This window comes from Nitratireductor pacificus pht-3B (assembly GCF_000300335.1).
GTDB lineage: Bacteria > Pseudomonadota > Alphaproteobacteria > Rhizobiales > Rhizobiaceae > Nitratireductor > Nitratireductor pacificus.
Window position 1 is genome coordinate 147696 of record NZ_AMRM01000006.1, and the last position, 16787, is coordinate 164482.

16 protein-coding genes are annotated in these 16787 nt (G+C 66.2%); 12 read left to right on the forward strand and 4 right to left on the reverse strand.

Translation table 11 applies throughout. The features are described from left to right. Positions 1-109: 109 nt before the first annotated feature. The 5 genes from NA2_RS07185 (at position 110) to NA2_RS07205 (ending at position 6445) form a co-directional block, all read left to right on the forward strand. Positions 110-1393 carry an acetylornithine deacetylase/succinyl-diaminopimelate desuccinylase family protein gene (locus NA2_RS07185; protein WP_008595849.1) on the forward strand — a complete coding sequence of 428 codons (1284 nt, stop codon included), beginning with the start codon at positions 110-112 and terminating at the stop codon, positions 1391-1393. An 82-nt stretch (positions 1394-1475) separates the two neighbouring features. Continuing rightward, complete coding sequence (locus NA2_RS07190; RefSeq protein WP_008595850.1) at positions 1476-2957, forward strand: ABC transporter substrate-binding protein; 1482 nt, start codon at positions 1476-1478, stop codon at positions 2955-2957. Positions 2958-2991: 34 nt separating this feature from the next. Beyond that, positions 2992-3939, forward strand: a complete 948-nt coding sequence (locus tag NA2_RS07195; RefSeq protein ID WP_008595851.1) for an ABC transporter permease — start codon at positions 2992-2994, stop codon at positions 3937-3939. After that, on the forward strand, positions 3936-4808 hold the full coding sequence (locus NA2_RS07200; RefSeq protein ID WP_008595854.1) for an ABC transporter permease: 873 nt from the start codon (positions 3936-3938) through the stop codon (positions 4806-4808). The genes NA2_RS07195 and NA2_RS07200 overlap by 4 nt, the downstream gene beginning before the upstream one ends. Then, a complete protein-coding gene (locus NA2_RS07205) occupies positions 4805-6445 on the forward strand; it encodes an ABC transporter ATP-binding protein (RefSeq protein WP_008595857.1) in 1641 nt (546 codons plus the stop codon). The genes NA2_RS07200 and NA2_RS07205 overlap by 4 nt, the downstream gene beginning before the upstream one ends. Here the strand turns inward: NA2_RS07205 and NA2_RS07210 are convergent. Then, on the reverse strand, positions 6434-6796 hold the full coding sequence (locus NA2_RS07210; RefSeq protein ID WP_210161289.1) for a hypothetical protein: 363 nt from the start codon (positions 6794-6796) through the stop codon (positions 6434-6436). The two genes, NA2_RS07205 and NA2_RS07210, sit on opposite strands and share 12 nt — an antisense overlap. Positions 6797-6952: 156 nt before the next feature. Between NA2_RS07210 and NA2_RS07215 the strand changes: the two genes are divergently transcribed. The 4 genes from NA2_RS07215 to NA2_RS07225 all read left to right on the forward strand — a co-directional run bounded on the left by NA2_RS07215 (position 6953) and on the right by NA2_RS07225 (position 9535). After that, positions 6953-7738 (forward strand): TSUP family transporter, encoded by a 786-nt coding sequence (locus NA2_RS07215; protein WP_008595861.1) that lies wholly within the window; start codon positions 6953-6955, stop codon positions 7736-7738. 52 nt (positions 7739-7790) lie between these two features. Then, positions 7791-7961, forward strand: coding sequence for a hypothetical protein (locus NA2_RS22145; RefSeq protein ID WP_008595862.1), 171 nt, complete (start codon positions 7791-7793; stop codon positions 7959-7961). A gap of 261 nt (positions 7962-8222) precedes the next feature. Next, positions 8223-8999, forward strand: coding sequence for a helix-turn-helix domain-containing protein (locus NA2_RS07220; protein ID WP_244423601.1), 777 nt, complete (start codon positions 8223-8225; stop codon positions 8997-8999). 104 nt (positions 9000-9103) lie between these two features. Next, a complete protein-coding gene (locus NA2_RS07225) occupies positions 9104-9535 on the forward strand; it encodes a VOC family protein (protein ID WP_008595865.1) in 432 nt (143 codons plus the stop codon). Here the strand turns inward: NA2_RS07225 and NA2_RS07230 are convergent. Beyond that, on the reverse strand, positions 9532-11001 hold the full coding sequence (locus tag NA2_RS07230) for a cobyric acid synthase (RefSeq protein ID WP_008595867.1): 1470 nt from the start codon (positions 10999-11001) through the stop codon (positions 9532-9534). The two genes, NA2_RS07225 and NA2_RS07230, sit on opposite strands and share 4 nt — an antisense overlap. 122 nt (positions 11002-11123) lie before the next feature. Between NA2_RS07230 and NA2_RS07235 the strand changes: the two genes are divergently transcribed. Together NA2_RS07235 and mmsB are read left to right on the forward strand one after the other, a co-directional pair. After that, positions 11124-12290, forward strand: coding sequence for an isobutyryl-CoA dehydrogenase (locus NA2_RS07235; protein WP_008595869.1), 1167 nt, complete (start codon positions 11124-11126; stop codon positions 12288-12290). A 42-nt stretch (positions 12291-12332) separates the two neighbouring features. Next, positions 12333-13226: a 3-hydroxyisobutyrate dehydrogenase gene (gene mmsB, locus NA2_RS07240; RefSeq protein WP_008595871.1), complete on the forward strand. Its 894-nt coding sequence runs from the start codon at positions 12333-12335 to the stop codon at positions 13224-13226. Positions 13227-13472: 246 nt separating this feature from the next. Here the strand turns inward: mmsB and NA2_RS07245 are convergent, their stop codons facing one another. Both NA2_RS07245 and NA2_RS22150 read right to left on the reverse strand, forming a co-directional pair. After that, positions 13473-14852, reverse strand: coding sequence for an aspartate aminotransferase family protein (locus NA2_RS07245; protein WP_008595873.1), 1380 nt, complete (start codon positions 14850-14852; stop codon positions 13473-13475). Positions 14853-14900: 48 nt separating this feature from the next. Next, positions 14901-15026, reverse strand: a complete 126-nt coding sequence (locus NA2_RS22150; RefSeq protein ID WP_086005955.1) for a capsid protein — start codon at positions 15024-15026, stop codon at positions 14901-14903. Between the two features lie 155 nt (positions 15027-15181). Here NA2_RS22150 and NA2_RS07250 point away from each other — a divergent pair, with 155 nt between their 5' ends. Next, a complete protein-coding gene (locus NA2_RS07250) occupies positions 15182-16750 on the forward strand; it encodes a trimethylamine methyltransferase family protein (protein WP_008595875.1) in 1569 nt (522 codons plus the stop codon). Positions 16751-16787: the final 37 nt, after the last annotated feature.

A 16787-nucleotide genomic window follows, 5' to 3' on the forward strand; every position in this document is an offset into this window, starting at 1 on the left:
CGGACCGCGTTTATTGAGCACCGCGCCCGCCGCTGGTGCAAGATTGGCACACTCACAATCGCGTGTGGACGACCTTGCCAAGCGTCCTTCGCGAAGGTCTATTGCGTTCATGAACGAACAGCTTGCCCGGGCCGTTCGAGGCCGCGTCGACGACCTCGTCGCTCTCACCGCCGATCTCATCCGCTTCCCGACCGTCAACCCGCCGGGCGAGGCCTATACGCCGTGCGCCGAATACATCGCGCGCCGGCTCGCCGGACGGGGCTTTGCCACGGAACTCATTCGCGGGACGGGCACGCCGGGCGATTCGGACCGCTATCCGCGCGCCAATGTCGTGGCCCGGCGCGAAGGCAGGGGCCCCGGCGCGACCGTCCATTTCAATTCGCATATCGACGTGGTCGAGACGGGCGAAGGCTGGACCGTCGATCCCTTCGCCGGCGTCGTGCGCGACGGCAAGGTGTTCGGCCGCGGCGCCTGCGACATGAAGGGCGGGCTGGCCGCCTCGATCATCGCCGCGGAGGCGTTCATGGCGGTCTATCCGGATTTTCCCGGCGCCATCGAGATATCCGGCACGGCGGACGAGGAGTCGGGCGGGTTCGGCGGCGTCGCCTATCTGGCCCGGAAGGGCTATTTCTCGAAACCGCGCGTCGATCACGTGATCATCCCCGAACCGCTCAACAAGGACCGCATCTGTCTCGGCCATCGCGGCGTGTGGTGGGCCGAGATCGAGACCCATGGCGCCATCGCCCACGGGGCCATGCCGTTCCTTGGCGATTCGGCGATCCGCCATATGGGCGCGGTGCTGACCGCCTTCGAGGAAGAACTGTTTCCAGCACTCGACCGCAAGCAGACCGCGATGCCGGTCGTGCCGGAAGGCGCGCGGCGCTCGACGCTGAACCTGAACTCCGTGCATGGCGGCCAGACGGAGGATTTCTTCCCCGGCCTGCCGGCGCCGAACGTCGCCGATTCGTGCCGCATGGTCCTTGATCGCCGCTTCCTGATCGAGGAGGACATCGCCGAGGTGAAGGGCGAAGTGGTCTCCATCCTGGAACGGCTGAAGCGCGAGCGCCCGCGCTTCGACTACGAATTGCGCGACCTGATGGAGGTCCTGCCCCTGATGACCGACCGCGACGCGCCGGTGCCCACGGCGATTGCCGCCGGCATCCGCGAGGTGTTCGGCAAGGAGCCGGAATACATCATCTCGCCCGGCACCTACGACCAGAAGCACATTGCCCGCATCGGCCATCTGCACGACTGCGTCGCCTACGGACCGGGCATACTCGATCTGGCGCACCAGCCCGACGAATGGGTCGGCATCGAGGACATGGTGCAGTCGGCGACGGTCATGGCAATGAGCCTCGACGCGCTTTTGCGCGGCGCCAGGCCGCCGGGCTGAGCCCTGTTTCAAGACGGTGATTTACTCGCGCGAGAAATCGCGCTTCAATCCTCCAAAATCGAAGGTTTCCCGGGAGAGACGCATGAAAACGATCAAGTCCGTCATCGGTGGCGCGGCGCTGTTGCTGGCAGCCGGCACCGCCGCCCTTGCGGCGCGCACAGACCTGGTGGTCGGCGTCGTCCTGGAACCGCCGCATCTCGACCCGACGGCGAGCGCCGCGGCGGCCATCGACGAGATCGTCTATGCCAATCTCTTCCAGGGACTGACCCGCATCGGCCGCAACGGCGAGGTGCTGCCCTCCCTCGCCGAAAGCTGGGAGGTCTCCGACGACGGCAAGGTCTACACATTCAAGCTGCGCACAGGCGTGACCTTTCACGACGGCAGCGCCTTCGACGCGGAAGACGTCAAGTTCTCGCTCGACCGGGCACGCGCCGAGGATTCGACCAATGCGCAGAAGCAGCTTTTCGCCGCCATCGACACGGTGGAAGCCGTCGATCCGGCCACGGTGAAGGTGACTCTGAAGGCGCCGCAGGGCTCGTTCCTCTACAATATGGGCTGGGGCGATGCGGTGATCGTGGCGCCCGAGACCGCCGACGCCAACAAGGAAACGCCCGTCGGCACGGGACCGTTCAAGTTCGACGGCTGGGCCAAGGGGTCGGCGGTCAGGCTGGTGAAGAACACCGACTACTGGGGCGACGCCGTCGCCCTGGAGAAGGCGGAATTCCGCGTCATTCCCGACGCCGCCGCCGCCATCCCCGCCCTTCTGTCGGGCGACGTACAGGCTTTCCCGCAGATGCCGGCCGGCGACGCGCTGGCGCAGATCGAGAGCGATCCACGCTTCACCGTCAAGATCGGTGCAACCGAGGGCGAGACGCTTCTGTCCACCAACAACGGCAAGGAACCGTTCAGCGACATCAAGGTTCGCCAGGCGATTGCCCATGCGCTTAACCGCGAGGAAATCATCGCCGGAAATGGCTCGGGCTACGGCACGCCGATCGGTTCGCATTTCTCGCCGGCCAACGAAGCCTATGTCGACCTGACCGGCACCTATTCCTACGATCCGGAAAAGGCCAAGGCGCTGCTTGCCGAGGCGGGCTACGCGGACGGCTTCAAGGCGACGCTCAAGCTGCCGCCGCCGCCCTATGCGCGCCAGGGCGGAGAGGTCGTCGCCTCGCAGCTGCGCCAGGTGGGCATCGAGCTGGAGATCATTCCCGTGGAATGGGCGCAGTGGCTCGAGCAGGTGTTCAAGAACAAAGATTATGACCTGACGGTCATCTCCCACACCGAGCCCAACGACATCAACATCTATGCGCGCGATGACTATTACTTCGACTACGACAACCCGGCTTTCAAGGAGGTCATGAACACGCTCGAAGCGACCGCGGATCCGGCGAAGCGCATCGAGCTGTACAAGACGGCGCAGAAGATCATCGCCGAGGATGCGGTGAACGGGTTCCTGTTCCAGCTGCCGAAGGTCGGCGTGTGGGACGCCAAGCTCGAGGGCATGTGGGAGAACTCGCCGATCCAGGCGAACGACCTGACCGAGGTGCGCTGGGCCGACTGACGGTCCCCGCATCGCCCGCCTGCCGCGCGCCGCCATGATCGCCTACCTCATCAAGCGGATCGCCATCGGTCTCGTCACGCTCGCCGTGGCGTCGGCCGTGGTGTTCTGCGTGCTGGAGATCGTGCCCGGCGATCCGGCGCTCCTGATGCTGGGCATGAATGCCGAGCCGGAAGCGCTGGCGGCGCTGCGCGACGAGATGGGGCTGAACCAGCCGGTCCTGCTGCGCTATGTGGACTGGGTTTCCGGCATGATGGTCGGCGATTTCGGCCGCTCCTACACCTATTCCTCGCCGGTCATCGACCTGATCGCCGAACGGGTGCTCGTCTCGCTGCCGCTCGCCCTCATGGCGCTCTTCCTGTCGACCGCGATCGCCCTGCCGGTCGGCATCTTTTCCGCCGCGCGGCGCGGGAAGGCTGCCGACACCATGGTCATGGGGGCGGCGCAGGTGGGCGTGGCGATCCCCAATTTCTGGTTCGCGCTGCTCCTGATCTATCTGTTCGCCGTCTGGCTGAGGCTGGTGCCGGCGGGCGGGTTTCCCGGCTGGGGCGCCGGCGTCTGGCCGGCGGTCAAGGCGCTGATCATGCCGGCGGTGGCGCTGGCCCTGCCACAGGCGGCGATCCTTGCCCGCGTCACGCGCTCGGCGATGCTCGAAGTGCTCGGAGAGGACTATATCCGCACGGCGCGCGCCAAGGGCATGCCGCGCCGCATCGTGCTGTGGCATCACGCGCTGCGCAACGCGCTGATTCCGGTTCTGACCATTCTCGGCCTGCAGTTCGCCTTCCTGCTTGCCGGCACGATCATCATCGAGAACGTGTTCTACCTGCCGGGCCTCGGGCGGCTGGTGTTCCAGGCGATCACCCAGCGCGACCTGATCGTCGTCGAGGGCGTGATGATGCTGCTCGTCGCGACGGTGGTCCTCGTCAACATCCTTGTCGACATCGGCTACGCCATCGTCGATCCGCGCCTGAGGACACGGCGATGAGCATGGATCCGACCATTCCCGGCGCGCCGCCCGAGCGCGGCTTCCTGCGCCTGGCGCTCGCCAACCGCTCCTTCCTGATCGGTTGCGCCATCACGCTGGCCGTTGCCGGGCTGGCGCTTCTCTCCTTCTTCTGGACGCCCTACGACATCACCCACCTGACCGTCGCCGACAGGCTCAAAGGCCTCTCGACGAACCATCCACTCGGCACGGATCATCTCGGCCGCGACATCCTGTCGATGATCATGATCGGTGCGCGCAACTCGATCGCCGTGGCCATCGTCGCCGTCCTGATCGGCATGGGGATCGGCGTGCCGCTCGGCGCCTGGGCCGCGGCGCGCGGCGGGCTGGTGGACGAGGTGCTGATGCGCTTCAACGACCTCGTCTTCGCCTTTCCCGCCCTGCTCTCGGCGATCATGATCACCGCCATCTTCGGGCCCGGCGCGCTCAACGCCATCATCGCCATCGGCATCTTCAACGTGCCCGTCTTCGCACGGGTGGCGCGCGCCGGCGCGCTGTCCATCTGGCCGCGCGAATTCATCCTGGCGGCGCGCGCGGCGGGCAAGAGCAGGACGCTGATCACCATCGAGCATATCCTGCCCAACATCACGGCGCTGCTGCTCGTCCAGGGCACGATCCAGTTCGCGCTCGGCATCCTGGCGGAAGCGGGCCTCTCCTATCTCGGCCTCGGCGCGCAGCCGCCGATGCCCTCCTGGGGCCGCATGCTGTTCGAGGCGCAGACACGCATGATCGTCGCGCCGCATCTGGCCCTCTTCCCGGGGCTTGCCATCGTCGTCACCGTGCTCGGCCTCAATCTGCTCGGCGACGGGCTGCGCGACCTGCTCGACCCGAGACTGAGGCGCGAGCGATGAGCCTCCTGTCGATCGAGAACCTGTCCCTCGACATCGGCGGCACGCCGATCCTGAAGGACATCGACCTTCAGATCGCCCCCGGCGAGGTCCTGGGCCTGGTCGGCGAATCCGGTTCCGGCAAGTCGATGACGGCACTGACCGTGATGCAGCTCCTGCCGGAGGCCGCGCGCGCACGAGGCCGCGTCACCTTCGACGGAATCGACATTCTCGCCGCGCCAGAGGACGCCATGTGCCGGCTGCGCGGCGACGATCTCGGTATGGTGTTCCAGGAGCCGATGACGGCGCTCAACCCCGTCAAGCCGATCGGCGAGCAGGTGGCGGAGGGCATACGCTGGCACACCGGCGTCAGCCGCGCGGACGCCGAGGCGCGGGCCCGCGCCATTCTCGACCGGGTCGGCCTTCCCGAGGCGAAGTTTCCCCTGTCGCGCTATCCGCACGAGCTTTCGGGCGGCCAGCGGCAGCGCGTGGTGATCGCCATCGCCTGCGCCCTGAAGCCGAAGCTGCTGATCGCCGACGAGCCGACCACCGCGCTCGACGTGGTGCTGCAGGCGCAGATCCTCGACCTCCTGCGTGATCTGGTCGGCGAGAACCGGATGGGGCTGCTGCTGATCTCGCATGACCTTGCGGTCGTGGCAGAAATGGCGGATCGGGTGACGATCCTGCGGCATGGCGCGGTGATGGAGAGCGGACCCACCGGCGCGGTGCTCAGCGCCCGGCGTCACCCCTACACGCGGCAACTGGCCGAAGCCTCGACCCACGTGCCGGCGCGGCCGCGCGACCCCTCTGCCAAGCCATCAGGGCCTCCCCTGCTCGAGGTCCGCGACCTCACGCGCGACTATCCGGGCCGCCGCACGGGGCTGTTTCAGCATGAAAAGCCGTTCCGCGCCGTGGACGGCGTCAGTTTCTCCCTGCCCGCCGGCCACACGGCAGCACTGGTCGGGCGTTCGGGATGCGGAAAGTCGACGCTTGCCCGGATGATCCTCGCCCTCGACCGGCCGACCGCCGGCTCGGTCAGCCTGATGGGCGAAACGCTTGAGGGCAAAAGCGAAGCGCAGTTGCGCGGCGCGCGGCGCAACATGCAGGTGGTGTTCCAGGACCCCTACGGTTCGTTCAATCCGCGTCACCGCGTCGAACGGCTGGTGGCGGAGCCGCTGCACCTCTTCGACAAGCGCCCCGATGCCGGCGAGCGGCGTGAACGGGTGGCGCAGGCGCTTGACGATGTCGGGCTGGCGGCCGCGGACATGGACAAGTATCCGCATGAATTCTCGGGCGGCCAGCGCCAGCGCATCTCCATCGCGCGCGCCATCATCACACGCCCCAAGCTGATCGTCGCCGACGAGCCGGTCTCGGCGCTGGACGTCTCGATCCGCGCGCAGATCCTCGATCTTTTCGCCGATCTGAACCAGCGGCTCGGCCTCACCTATCTGTTCATCACCCACGACCTGACGGTCGCCCGGGCGATCACCGACGAGGTGATGGTGATGGATGAGGGCCGCATCGTCGAGCGTGGCCCGACGAGCGACGTCCTCAGGCATCCCACGACTCCGGCGGCACAGGCGCTCGTCGGCGCCGCGCCGGATCTGGAACAGGCACTGGCGCGACGGCTCAGCGCGGAGCGCTCCGGTTCACCGCTGTAGCGCCTGCGCCGCGAGATCCTCCATCTCCTGCGGCGCCAGTCCCAGGATCTCGCCGACACGGGCAGCCAGCCTGTGGGCGCGCGGCGCGAGCGTCGCATCCCTGGCGACAAGGTCGAACAGGAGGCGCGCAAGGAGCCATGCATGACCCCGGCTGTCCTCGCGGAGCGACAGGCGTGCTGCGGCGACGTCCCGCTGTGTCGCGATCCCGTCGAAGGCCGAGAGTACTTCGGCGACGTCCTCCGCGCCCAGACCAAGAACCTTCGCCGCCCCCTCGAGCGCGTCCGCCTCGCGCCGCCCGAAAGCCTCATCGGACAAGGCCAGGCGCAGCAGCAGCAGCAGCTCGGCCGTCATCACGTTGCGCGGTTCCGGTTTCGGCGTTGGCCCTTCCCTGCCGGGAGACGGCGTTTGCGACATTGCGTGTTTCCTGTTTCCCGCATACTAGACGTGGCTGCATCCGGATCAATCGGCCGGCGCAGCATTTTTTGCCTCCAGTGACCGGTTCCCCCGATGTTTGAAGCAAGCCTCGAAATCCTCGCGCTCCTGGCGCTCATCGCCTTCCTGGCCGGCATCATGGATGCCATCGCCGGCGGCGGCGGTCTCGTTACGATACCGGCCCTGCTGCTTGCGGGCTTTCCGCCGGTCGAGGCGCTGGGAACGAACAAGCTGCAGGGATTGTTCGGAACGGGTGCGGCGGCCTACAGCTACGCCAAGGGCGGGCATGTCGATATCAGACGGCAGTTCATGCCGGGTTTCCTGGCCTTCGCGGCATCCATCGCCGGCGCGCTGATCGCCACCCTGCTTCCGGCCGAGCTGCTGCGCGGAATGATGCCGGTGCTGCTCATCTCCGTCGCGCTGTACTTCGCCTTCAAGCCGAACCTGAACGATCTCGACCGGACCGAACGCATGTCGCCGCTCCTGTTCGGCCTGACCATCGCGCCGCTTCTCGGCCTCTACGACGGCGCCTTCGGACCGGGCACGGGATCGTTCCTCATGCTGGCCTTCGTCAGCCTGGCCGGCCATGGCCTTCTCAAGGCGACGGCGCACACCAAGTTCCTGAACTTCGCCTCCAATGTGGGCGGCTTCGCCGCCTTTGCCGCGGTCGGCGCCATTTCCTGGAAGACCGGGCTGGTGATGGGAGTGGCGCAGATCGTCGGCGCGCGGCTCGGCGCTTCCCTCGCCATGCGGAAGGGATCGGGGCTGATCAAGCCTCTTCTGGTGCTGGTCTGCCTCGCGCTGGCGGTGCGCCTCCTGATGGAGTCCGACAACCCGCTGCTGCGATCTATTGGCCTATAAGCCCTTTCGACGCTACCTTCATCCTTGCACAAACACTTATCGCGAGGATCAGATGGTACTCAACGCTCCGACAAAACTCATTTTTCTCCTGAGCTTGATCATCGCCGTGGTCGCGCTGATCGCTGCGTTCAACGTCCTCTCGTTCATACCCGTTGCGGCGGTCTGGATCATGACGATCGCCTATCTCCTGCTGGCTGCAGGCGTCCTGTTCAAGGGACTTTAGATCGGCGCATCACGGAAATGCTGAAGCGATTGATCTCCTTGTCCTTATCCGCTCATGCGGCCACCAGTTGATTGCATCCGACCGCAGGACGCCGTGATTCCCCTCCCATTTGTCCGGTTGCGCGACTCCGGTCGCGTAACAGCGCGGGGTATTTCGCCGCCATGCGGAATGCGTTAACTTCGGGGAATGCTGGATTGTCCTGCTGATCCGTGGAGAGCTTCGGCAACAGACCCGGTTCCGCCGGTGCCGGACGGTTTCCTGATGAGCCGACGGGCTTCCCGGCCCGCCTACCGGCATGCGGTGGAGGATTTCATCGCCTATAAGGAAGCGCGGGCCGGACATTTCCGGCAGCGCGAGGCGGCGTCCCTGGTGGTGCCGCTGATCATCAGCTTCGGCGCGCCGTTCAACATCGCGCTGGGCCGCGCGCCGGGCCCCGACGAGCGTTTCGAAACCTTCGTCGCTGGCCTGTTCGCCGGACCGGTGGTGATCGATTCCTTCGGCGCATCCGCCTGCATCCAGGTCAACTTCACGCCGCAGGGCGCGCGCCAGTTTTTTGGCCTGCCGATGCATGCGCTGACCGGGGAAATGGTACCGCTCGATGCGGTCCTGGGGGCGAGCGCCGGGCGGCTTCGTCAGCTTCTTGGAGAAGAATCCGACTGGCTGAGGCGCCTCGATCTCGTGGAGGCGCTGGTCTATCGGCGACTTGATCGGCATGCCGTGCCCACGCCCGCCATCCGCCAGGCGTTTCGCCGGCTGACGGTCGCCGAGGGGGCCGTGCGCATCGCGGACCTTGCCGACGATCTGGGCTGGAGCCGGAAACATCTGGCGCACCGTTTCCGCGAGGAGATCGGACTTGGTCCGAAAACAATTGCCCGGATGATGCGCTTCCAGCGGGTTCTGCGGCTGGCGCGCACCGGCGCGGCGCAATGGGCCGACATCGCCGCCCAGTGCGCCTATGCGGACCAGGCGCATCTGGCGCGCGAGTTCGCCGAATTTGCCGGAGAAACGCCTTCGGAGTGGAAAGCCCGCCTCGTCTGAGAGAGGCCTTATCGGCGCGCCGGCGATGGAGGTAACATTCCTTCAAGACCGGATGGCGCCCAGCTGTCAGATTGCGCTTCTGACAGACAAGGAAGGAGCTTCTCATGGTACAGGATTCCCCTGTTGAACCGCCCTGCATCTATCCCACATTCCGTTACCGGGACGCGGCGCGGATGGTGGACTGGCTGGTCGGGGCCTTCGGCTTCCAGGTTCATGCCAGACACGAGGACGAGGGACGCGTCACGCATGCCGAGCTGACGCTCGGTTCCTCGATGATCATGCTCGGCGAGACCGCGGATGATTCCTATGGCGAGATGGTCGGCGGGCCGGGCCAGGCGGGCGGCAAGTCGGTCTACATCGCCACCCGGGACCCCGACGCGGTGTTCGCACAGGCGCAGGCCGCCGGCGCGAAGATCCTGGAGAAGCCGACGGACCGCAACTATGGCAGCCGCGACTTCATCTGCGCCGATCCCGAAGGCAATGTCTGGTGCTTCGGGACCTATTGGCCGAAGACGGATGAGAAGCGCAACGGTTAGCGCGCTGCCGCGAGCAACGCATCGCAGTCGAGATGGGTTTCGAGCTGTGCGGCGATGTCGTCGAGCGCTGCCTCCACCTGCTCACGGTGGTTGACCCCGCCGGTCTCGACGCCGAAATCGCGCAGGAAACGGGAGCGGAACGCGTCGCTTTCGAAGAGGCCGTGGATATAGGTGCCGCTCACCCGTCCATCCTCCGATATGGCGCCGTCGGGCCGCTCGCCGATCATCGCCACGGGCCGGGCGCAATCCGGCCCGCCGGTGCGGCCGATATGGATCTCGTAGCCGGTAACGGGCGCATCGTAGCGGGGAGAACGGGCGTTCACCTCACGCACCGCCTTCTGCGGCTGCATGAGGGTCTCGATATCGAGCAGGCCCAGCCCCTCCACCCGGCCGGCCGCGCCCTCGATGCCGGAGGGATCGTCGATGAAGCGGCCGAGCATCTGGTAGCCGCCGCACAGGCCGACGATGCGGCCACCGCTCGCCCGATGCGCAGCAATGTCGTCGGCCCAGCCCTGCCGGCGCAGAAACGCCAGATCGGCGATGGTCGACTTGGAGCCGGGGATGACGATCAGGCCCGCATCGCGCGGCAGGCGCTCGCCCGGCGGCACGAACACCACCTCCACATCCGGCTCGGCCGACAGCGGATCGAGATCGTCGAAATTGGCGATGCGTGACAGCATCGGCACCGCGACCCGGAGCTTTGCGGCGGTCGGGCTGGCGCGCCGCGCCAGCGTCACCGAATCCTCGGGCGGCAGCCGCGCCGCGTCGGCCAGCCACGGGACGACGCCGAACGAGCGCCAGCCGGTGAAGCGCTCGATGGCTGCCAGTCCTTCATCGAACAGCGAGATGTCGCCGCGGAACTTGTTGATGATGGTCCCGACGATCATCCGCCGGTCTTCCTCATCGAGGATGAGATGCGTGCCGGCAAGCGCGGCGATCACCCCTCCCCGGTCGATGTCGCCGACCAGCACCACCGGAACGTCGGCACGCGTCGCAAACCCCATATTGGCGATGTCGCGGGCGCGCAGGTTGATCTCCGCCGGCGAACCGGCGCCCTCGACGATGACCAGATCCGTGTCCTCGCCAAGTCTCGAGAAGGATTCGAGCACGTTGCCCAGCAGTTCGCCCTTGCGCGACTGATAATCACGCGCCTTCGACGAACCGCGTGCCAGTCCCTGGACGACGAGCTGGGCGCCCATGTCGCTCTCGGGCTTGATCAGGACGGGGTTCATGTCGACGGTCGGAGCGACACCACAGGCCAGCGCCTGCAGCCATTGGGCACGGCCGATCTCGCCCATCTCCGTGGTGCCCGGAATGGCCGCCACAGCCGCGTTGTTCGACATGTTCTGCGGCTTGAAGGGACGCACGCTCAGGCCACGCCTGCGCGCCACGCGGCACAGGCCGGCCACGAGGACCGACTTGCCCACATCCGACCCCGTTCCCTGCAGCATGATGGCGCGTGCCATGACCCCGTCCGTATCGTCATCCGTGTTTGATGCAAAGCGCCTGTGCCACGCCTCGCATTGCGCGGCACACTCAATGCACTAAACTTGAGGGACAGGAAAGAACAACGTCTCGGGAGGACGTCATGGATGCCAGTGTTTCGCCGGCGGCGGATCAGTTCGAACTAAACGCCGATCAACGCGCCATCCAGGAAATGACGCAGAACTTCGCTGCCGAGCAGGTGGCTCCGCACGCGCTCGACTGGGACCGCGACAAGCATTTTCCGGCCGATGTGGTGCGCCAGACCGGACCGCTCGGCTTCGGCGGGATCTATATCGGCGACGATGTGGGCGGCTCCGGCCTCGGGCGGCTCGACGCCGTGCTGATCTTCGAGGCACTGGCGGCCGCCTGCCCGGGCTTCTCCTCGTTCATCTCGATCCACAACATGGCGGGATGGATGATCGACACGTTCGGCAGCGAGGAGCAGCGGCAACGCTTCCTGCCGCGGCTGACATCCATGGAATGGCTGGCGAGCTACTGCCTCACCGAGCCGGGTTCCGGCTCCGATGCGGCCGCCCTGAAGACGCGCGCCGTGAAATCGGGCGGCGACTACGTGCTGAACGGCTCCAAGCAGTTCATCTCGGGGGCCGGAGACAACGACATCTACGTCACCATGGTGCGTACGGGCGACGATGGCCCGAAGGGCGTCTCCACCATCGTCGTGCCGAAGGACGCGCCGGGCCTTTCCTTCGGGCCGGCGGAGCACAAGATGGGCTGGCACATGCAGCCGACCCGGCAGGTCATCTTCGACGACTGCAAGGTGCCGGCCGACAATCTCCTGTCGAGCGAGGGAGCCGGTTTCGGCATTGCCATGGCCGGCCTCGACGGCGGTCGGCTGAACATCGCCGCCTGCTCGCTCGGCGGCGCGCAATCGGCCCTCGACAAGGCCCTGACCTACACTGCCGAGCGGCAGGCCTTCGGCCAGGCGATCAACCGCTTCCAGGGGCTGCAGTTCAAGCTGGCCGACATGGAGACCGGCATCCAGGCGTCGCGCATGATGCTCTATGCCGCCGCCGCCAAGCTGGATGCCAAGGCGCCCGACGCCTCGAAATGGTCCGCCATGGCCAAGCGGTTCGTCACCGATACCTGTTTCGACGTGGCGAATGACGCGCTGCAGCTGCATGGCGGTTACGGTTACCTGCACGAATACGGCGTCGAGAAGCTGGTGCGCGATCTGCGCGTCCACCAGATCCTCGAAGGCACCAACGAAATCATGCGCGTGATCATCGCGCGGCATCTGGTGGGGCGCTGACGACCAGCGTCAGCCGCAGCCGGATCGGGAGGAAGGACTGACATGGCGACGATCGCATTCATCGGCCTGGGCAATATGGGCAACCCAATGGCCGCCAATCTGGTCAAGGCTGGACACACGGTGCACGGCTTCGACCTGGTCACCGAGAACCTGGAGACGGCGGCCAGCAACGGCGTCACCATCATGGCGAGTGCGGGCGCCGCCGTGAAAAGCGCCGAGACCGTCATCACCATGCTGCCCGCGGGCAAGCATGTGCTGTCGGTCTATCGCGACATCGCGCCGAAGGCGGCGAAGGGAACCCTGTTCATCGATTCCTCGACGATTGACGTGGAGTCCGCCAAGCAGGCCCATGCCATCGCGGCGGAGCACGGGCTCCTGTCGATTGACGCGCCGGTGTCCGGCGGCGTGGGCGGCGCGGAAGGCGGCACGCTGACCTTCATGGCGGGCGGATCGCAAAAAGCCTTCGGCAAGGCAGAGCCGATCCTGCAGCCGATGGCGGGCCGCGTCGTGCATTGCGGCAATGACGGTGCGGGACAGGCAGCGAAAATCTGCAACAACATGATCCTCGGCATTTCGATGATCGCCGTCGGCGAGGCCTTCGTGCTGGCCGAGAAGCTCGGGCTGTCGCATCAGGCGCTGTTCGATGTCGCTTCCACCTCTTCGGGCCAGTGCTGGTCGCTGACCAGCTATTGCCCGGTGCCGGGCCCGGTGCCCGCCTCGCCCGCCAACCGCGACTACAGGCCCGGCTTCGCCGCCGGCCTGATGCTGAAGGATCTGCGGCTGGCGCAGGAGGCCGCCCAGAGCGCAGGCGCGGCAACGCCGCTCGGCGCCGAGGCGACGCAGCTTTACACGCTGTTCAACGCCATGGGACATGAAGGCACGGACTTTTCCGGCATCATCAATTTCCTGCGCGGCCATCCCGATCAGAAAAAATAGGGCCCGATCAGAAAAAATAGAACGCCGGCAAAAAAATTCGATTTTAGATATCCCGCTAACTTCCCGGTAACCATGACCCGCTAGAAAGGGGACGAGGCAGACATCAACGGCCTCCCCGGCCCCGGATAAGGTCTCGCGTACCGGAGCGGGAAGCCTTCGCAGCGTAAGTGTTACGCGAAGGCGTGTCAGAGTAACGTAAAACCGCGTCTCTTCCCGCCCGAAGAAGCGCGGTTTTTCCTTGCGGGCCTACCCCTTGCGCAGATCCTTCTCGGCCCGGTCGAGCGCCGTAACGATGCGGTCGCACGCCATGTCGATGGTGTCGCGCGTCCAGATCAGCGGCGGCGACAGGATCATCGTGTCGCCAACGGCGCGCATCATCAGGCCGCCTTCGATCGCATGATCGCGCAGGGTGACGGCCGCCGTCCCCTGACCGGGAAAGCGCTCGCGCGTCTCCTTGTCGGCGACGATCTCGATCGCCCCCATCAGGCCGAAGGCGCGAACCTCACCAACGATGCCGTGACCGGCGATCCGTTCGTTCAGGGCGTTGGCGAAATACGGTCCCGTGTCGTCGCGGACGCGCTCGACCAGCCCTTCCCGCTCGATGATCTCGATGTTCCTGAGCGCCACCGCGCAGGCCACCGGGTGCCCCGAATAGGTGTAGCCATGGTAGAATTCCCCGCCCTTCTCCACCAGCGTCTTCGCGATGCGGTCACCGACCAGCAGCGCGGACAGGGGCTGATAGCCCGAGGTCAGAGCCTTGGCGGTGGTGATCGTGTCGGGTTCGAGCCCCAGCCTTTCGGCGGCGAACCAGGCGCCGGTGCGACCGTAACCGGTGATCACCTCGTCCAGCATCAACAACACGTCGTGCTTCTTGCAGATGCGGTCGATTTCCGGCCAGTAGCTTTCCGGCGGGATCTTGACGCCGCCGGCGCCCATGACCGGCTCGCCGATGAAGGCCGCGACATTGTCGGCGCCGGCCTCGAGGATCGCATCTTCGACCGCCTGCGCGGCGCGCAGGCCGAAATCATGATCGCTTTCGCCCGGACGCCGCAACTCGAAGGCGTAGGGTGGCATCACATGCGCGATGTTCGGCACCGCGCCATACAGCTGATCGTGCATGCCGCCCATGCCGCCGAGCGACGTGCCGGCCACCGTCGAGCCGTGATAGGCCCAGTGGCGGGAGATGATGCGGTTCTTCTGCGGCCGGCCCTCCAGCGCCCAGTAGTGGCGCACAAGGCGCAGGGCCGTGTCGTTGGCCTCCGAACCGGACGAGCCGTAAAAGACCTGGTTGACGTTCTTCGGCGCGCGTTCGGCGAGTTTCTGCGACAGCAGCACCGGGGTCGGCGTCGAGCAGCGGAAGAAGGAATTGTAGTAGGGCAGCTCCTTCATCTGCTCGTAAGCCACTTCGGCAAGCTCGTCGCGGCCGTAACCGACATTCACGCACCACAGGCCGGCCATGCCGTCGAGGATCTCGCGCCCCTCGGTGTCGTAGACATAGGGTCCGCTGGCGCGCGTGATGATGCGCGAACCCGCGGCGCGCAGATCCTTGTGGTCGGTGAAGGGATGCAGATGATGCGCCGCATCCATCGCCTGAAGCTGGGCAAGCGAAAAATTCTGGTAAGTCATGGTGTTGTTCTCTCCGGTTGAACGCTCCCGGCAGGGCCGGACAATGCTTCAGGCGGAGACGGGCGGCGAATAGCCGATGCGCGCGCACAGCCGCAGAAGCTCCGTGTGCCGCGTGCGCGGCGACGGTTTTGCGGCCGGGAATGCAGGCCAGTGCGTGTGGCGTGGAGCGCTCATATGCCGAGTTTAGCCGTGACTCCCGCGCCCGCACAAGCGCGACCGGCACCCCGGAAGATGTGTCGCATCTGTCGCGCTAGGGGTCGCCAGCCCGGCCTAACCGGTCCGGTTTTGCGGTCATCATGGTCACCCCTGAGGCAGCGGGAAGGAACGCCATGACGGAGGACCTCGCCACAGCAGATGCGCTTCCGGGCCGCGCGCGGCGCGGCGGACGCGCCGGCAAGCGCAGCGGTTCGGCGACGTTCGAGCAACCCGCCTTCCGGCAACTGGTCAATCCGTTCGAACCGACGAAGATCGTCTCGGACGACGCGCTGGAAGCGATCCACGAGGCGTCGCTGCGGGTGCTCCGGGACATCGGCGTCGAGGTGCTGCACGACGAGGCACGCGCCATCATGAAGGCGCATGGGGCCGATGTGCGCCCGGACACGCAGCGCGTGCATTTCGATCCGGCGCTGATCCTAGAGCTGATCGTCCATTGCCCGAGCGCATTCGAGGTGCATGCCCGCAACCCCGCCCACAATCTGCGCATGGGCGGGCGGAACCTCATCGTCGCCGAAATGGCCTCGGCGCCCAACTGCTCCGATGCCGACCGTGGACGCCGACCCGGAAACCGGGAGGATTTCCGCAACTTCGTGAAGCTCTCCCAGATGCACAACATCATCCAGTGCCAGGGCGGCTATCCGGTCGAGCCGGTCGACATCCATGCCGGCATACGGCACCTGGAATGCCTGCGCGACATCGTCACGCTGACCGACAAGGCGTTCCACATCTACTCGCTCGGCAAGGAGCGCAATCTCGACGGCATCGAGATCGCCCGGATCGCGCGCGGCGTGAGCCGCGAGCAGTTCGCGAACGAGGTGTCCTGCTTCACCATCATCAACACTAACTCGCCGCTGAAGCTCGACGTGCCGATGATGGAAGGAATCATCCAGATGGCCAGGCACGGACAGGCCGTCATCGTCACCCCTTTCACGCTGGCCGGCGCCATGGCGCCCGTCACCATCGCCGGCGCGGTGGTGCAGCAGAACGCCGAGGCGCTGGCCGCCCTCGCCTTCGCGCAGATGGTGCGCAAGGGGGCGCCGGTCGGCTATGGCGGCTTCACCTCGAATGTCGACATGCGCTCGGGCGCGCCGGCCTTCGGCACGCCAGAATACATGAAGGCGCAGCTCCTGGGCGGACAGCTCGCGCGGCGCTATGCGATCCCCTATCGCAGCTCGAATGTCTGCGCCGCCAACACGGTCGACGCGCAGGCCGCCTATGAAAGCGTCTTCTCGCTGTGGGGCTGCGTCCAGGGCGGCGCCAACATGATCAAGCATGCCGCCGGCTGGCTGGAGGGCGGGCTGTGCTGCTCCTACGAGAAGATGATGCTCGACATCGACCTTTTACAGATGATGGCCGAGTTTATGGCGCCGCTCGACCTGTCGGAGGACGCGCTCGCCGTCGAGGCCATCCGCGAGGTGGGTCCGGGCGGTCACTTCTTCGGCTCGCCGCACACACAGGCGCGCTACAAGACGGCGTTTTACGCGCCGATCATCTCCGACTGGCGCAATTACGAAAACTGGGCGCAGGGCGGTTCGCCGACGTCCATCGACCACGCCAACCGGCTCTGGAAGGAGCGGCTGGCAATCTATGAACCGCCGCCGATGGACGAAGGCATCCGCGATGAGCTGAACGATTTCGTCGAACGCCGCATCCGCGAAGGCGGTGCGCCGACGGATTTTTGAGCGCGGCGCGCCGCACCTTAAAACCTGTTCAACTGAT

Bases quoted from the DNA above. Each gene is read 5' to 3' on its own strand.
- NA2_RS07190 (WP_008595850.1), top strand. From the start codon at position 1,476: ATGAAAACGATCAAGTCCGTCATCGGTGGCGCGGCGCTGTTGCTGGCA.
- NA2_RS07235 (WP_008595869.1), top strand. From the start codon at position 11,124: ATGGATGCCAGTGTTTCGCCGGCGGCGGATCAGTTCGAACTAAACGCC.
- NA2_RS07210 (WP_210161289.1), bottom strand. From the start codon at position 6,796: ATGACGGCCGAGCTGCTGCTGCTGCTGCGCCTGGCCTTGTCCGATGAG.
- NA2_RS07215 (WP_008595861.1), top strand. From the start codon at position 6,953: ATGTTTGAAGCAAGCCTCGAAATCCTCGCGCTCCTGGCGCTCATCGCC.
- NA2_RS07220 (WP_244423601.1), top strand. From the start codon at position 8,223: ATGAGCCGACGGGCTTCCCGGCCCGCCTACCGGCATGCGGTGGAGGAT.
- NA2_RS07230 (WP_008595867.1), bottom strand. From the start codon at position 11,001: ATGGCACGCGCCATCATGCTGCAGGGAACGGGGTCGGATGTGGGCAAG.
- NA2_RS07245 (WP_008595873.1), bottom strand. From the start codon at position 14,852: ATGACTTACCAGAATTTTTCGCTTGCCCAGCTTCAGGCGATGGATGCG.
- NA2_RS07205 (WP_008595857.1), top strand. From the start codon at position 4,805: ATGAGCCTCCTGTCGATCGAGAACCTGTCCCTCGACATCGGCGGCACG.
- NA2_RS07225 (WP_008595865.1), top strand. From the start codon at position 9,104: ATGGTACAGGATTCCCCTGTTGAACCGCCCTGCATCTATCCCACATTC.
- NA2_RS22150 (WP_086005955.1), bottom strand. From the start codon at position 15,026: ATGAGCGCTCCACGCCACACGCACTGGCCTGCATTCCCGGCCGCAAAA.
- NA2_RS07250 (WP_008595875.1), top strand. From the start codon at position 15,182: ATGACGGAGGACCTCGCCACAGCAGATGCGCTTCCGGGCCGCGCGCGG.
- NA2_RS07185 (WP_008595849.1), top strand. From the start codon at position 110: ATGAACGAACAGCTTGCCCGGGCCGTTCGAGGCCGCGTCGACGACCTC.
- mmsB (WP_008595871.1), top strand. From the start codon at position 12,333: ATGGCGACGATCGCATTCATCGGCCTGGGCAATATGGGCAACCCAATG.
- NA2_RS07195 (WP_008595851.1), top strand. From the start codon at position 2,992: ATGATCGCCTACCTCATCAAGCGGATCGCCATCGGTCTCGTCACGCTC.
- NA2_RS22145 (WP_008595862.1), top strand. From the start codon at position 7,791: ATGGTACTCAACGCTCCGACAAAACTCATTTTTCTCCTGAGCTTGATC.
- NA2_RS07200 (WP_008595854.1), top strand. From the start codon at position 3,936: ATGAGCATGGATCCGACCATTCCCGGCGCGCCGCCCGAGCGCGGCTTC.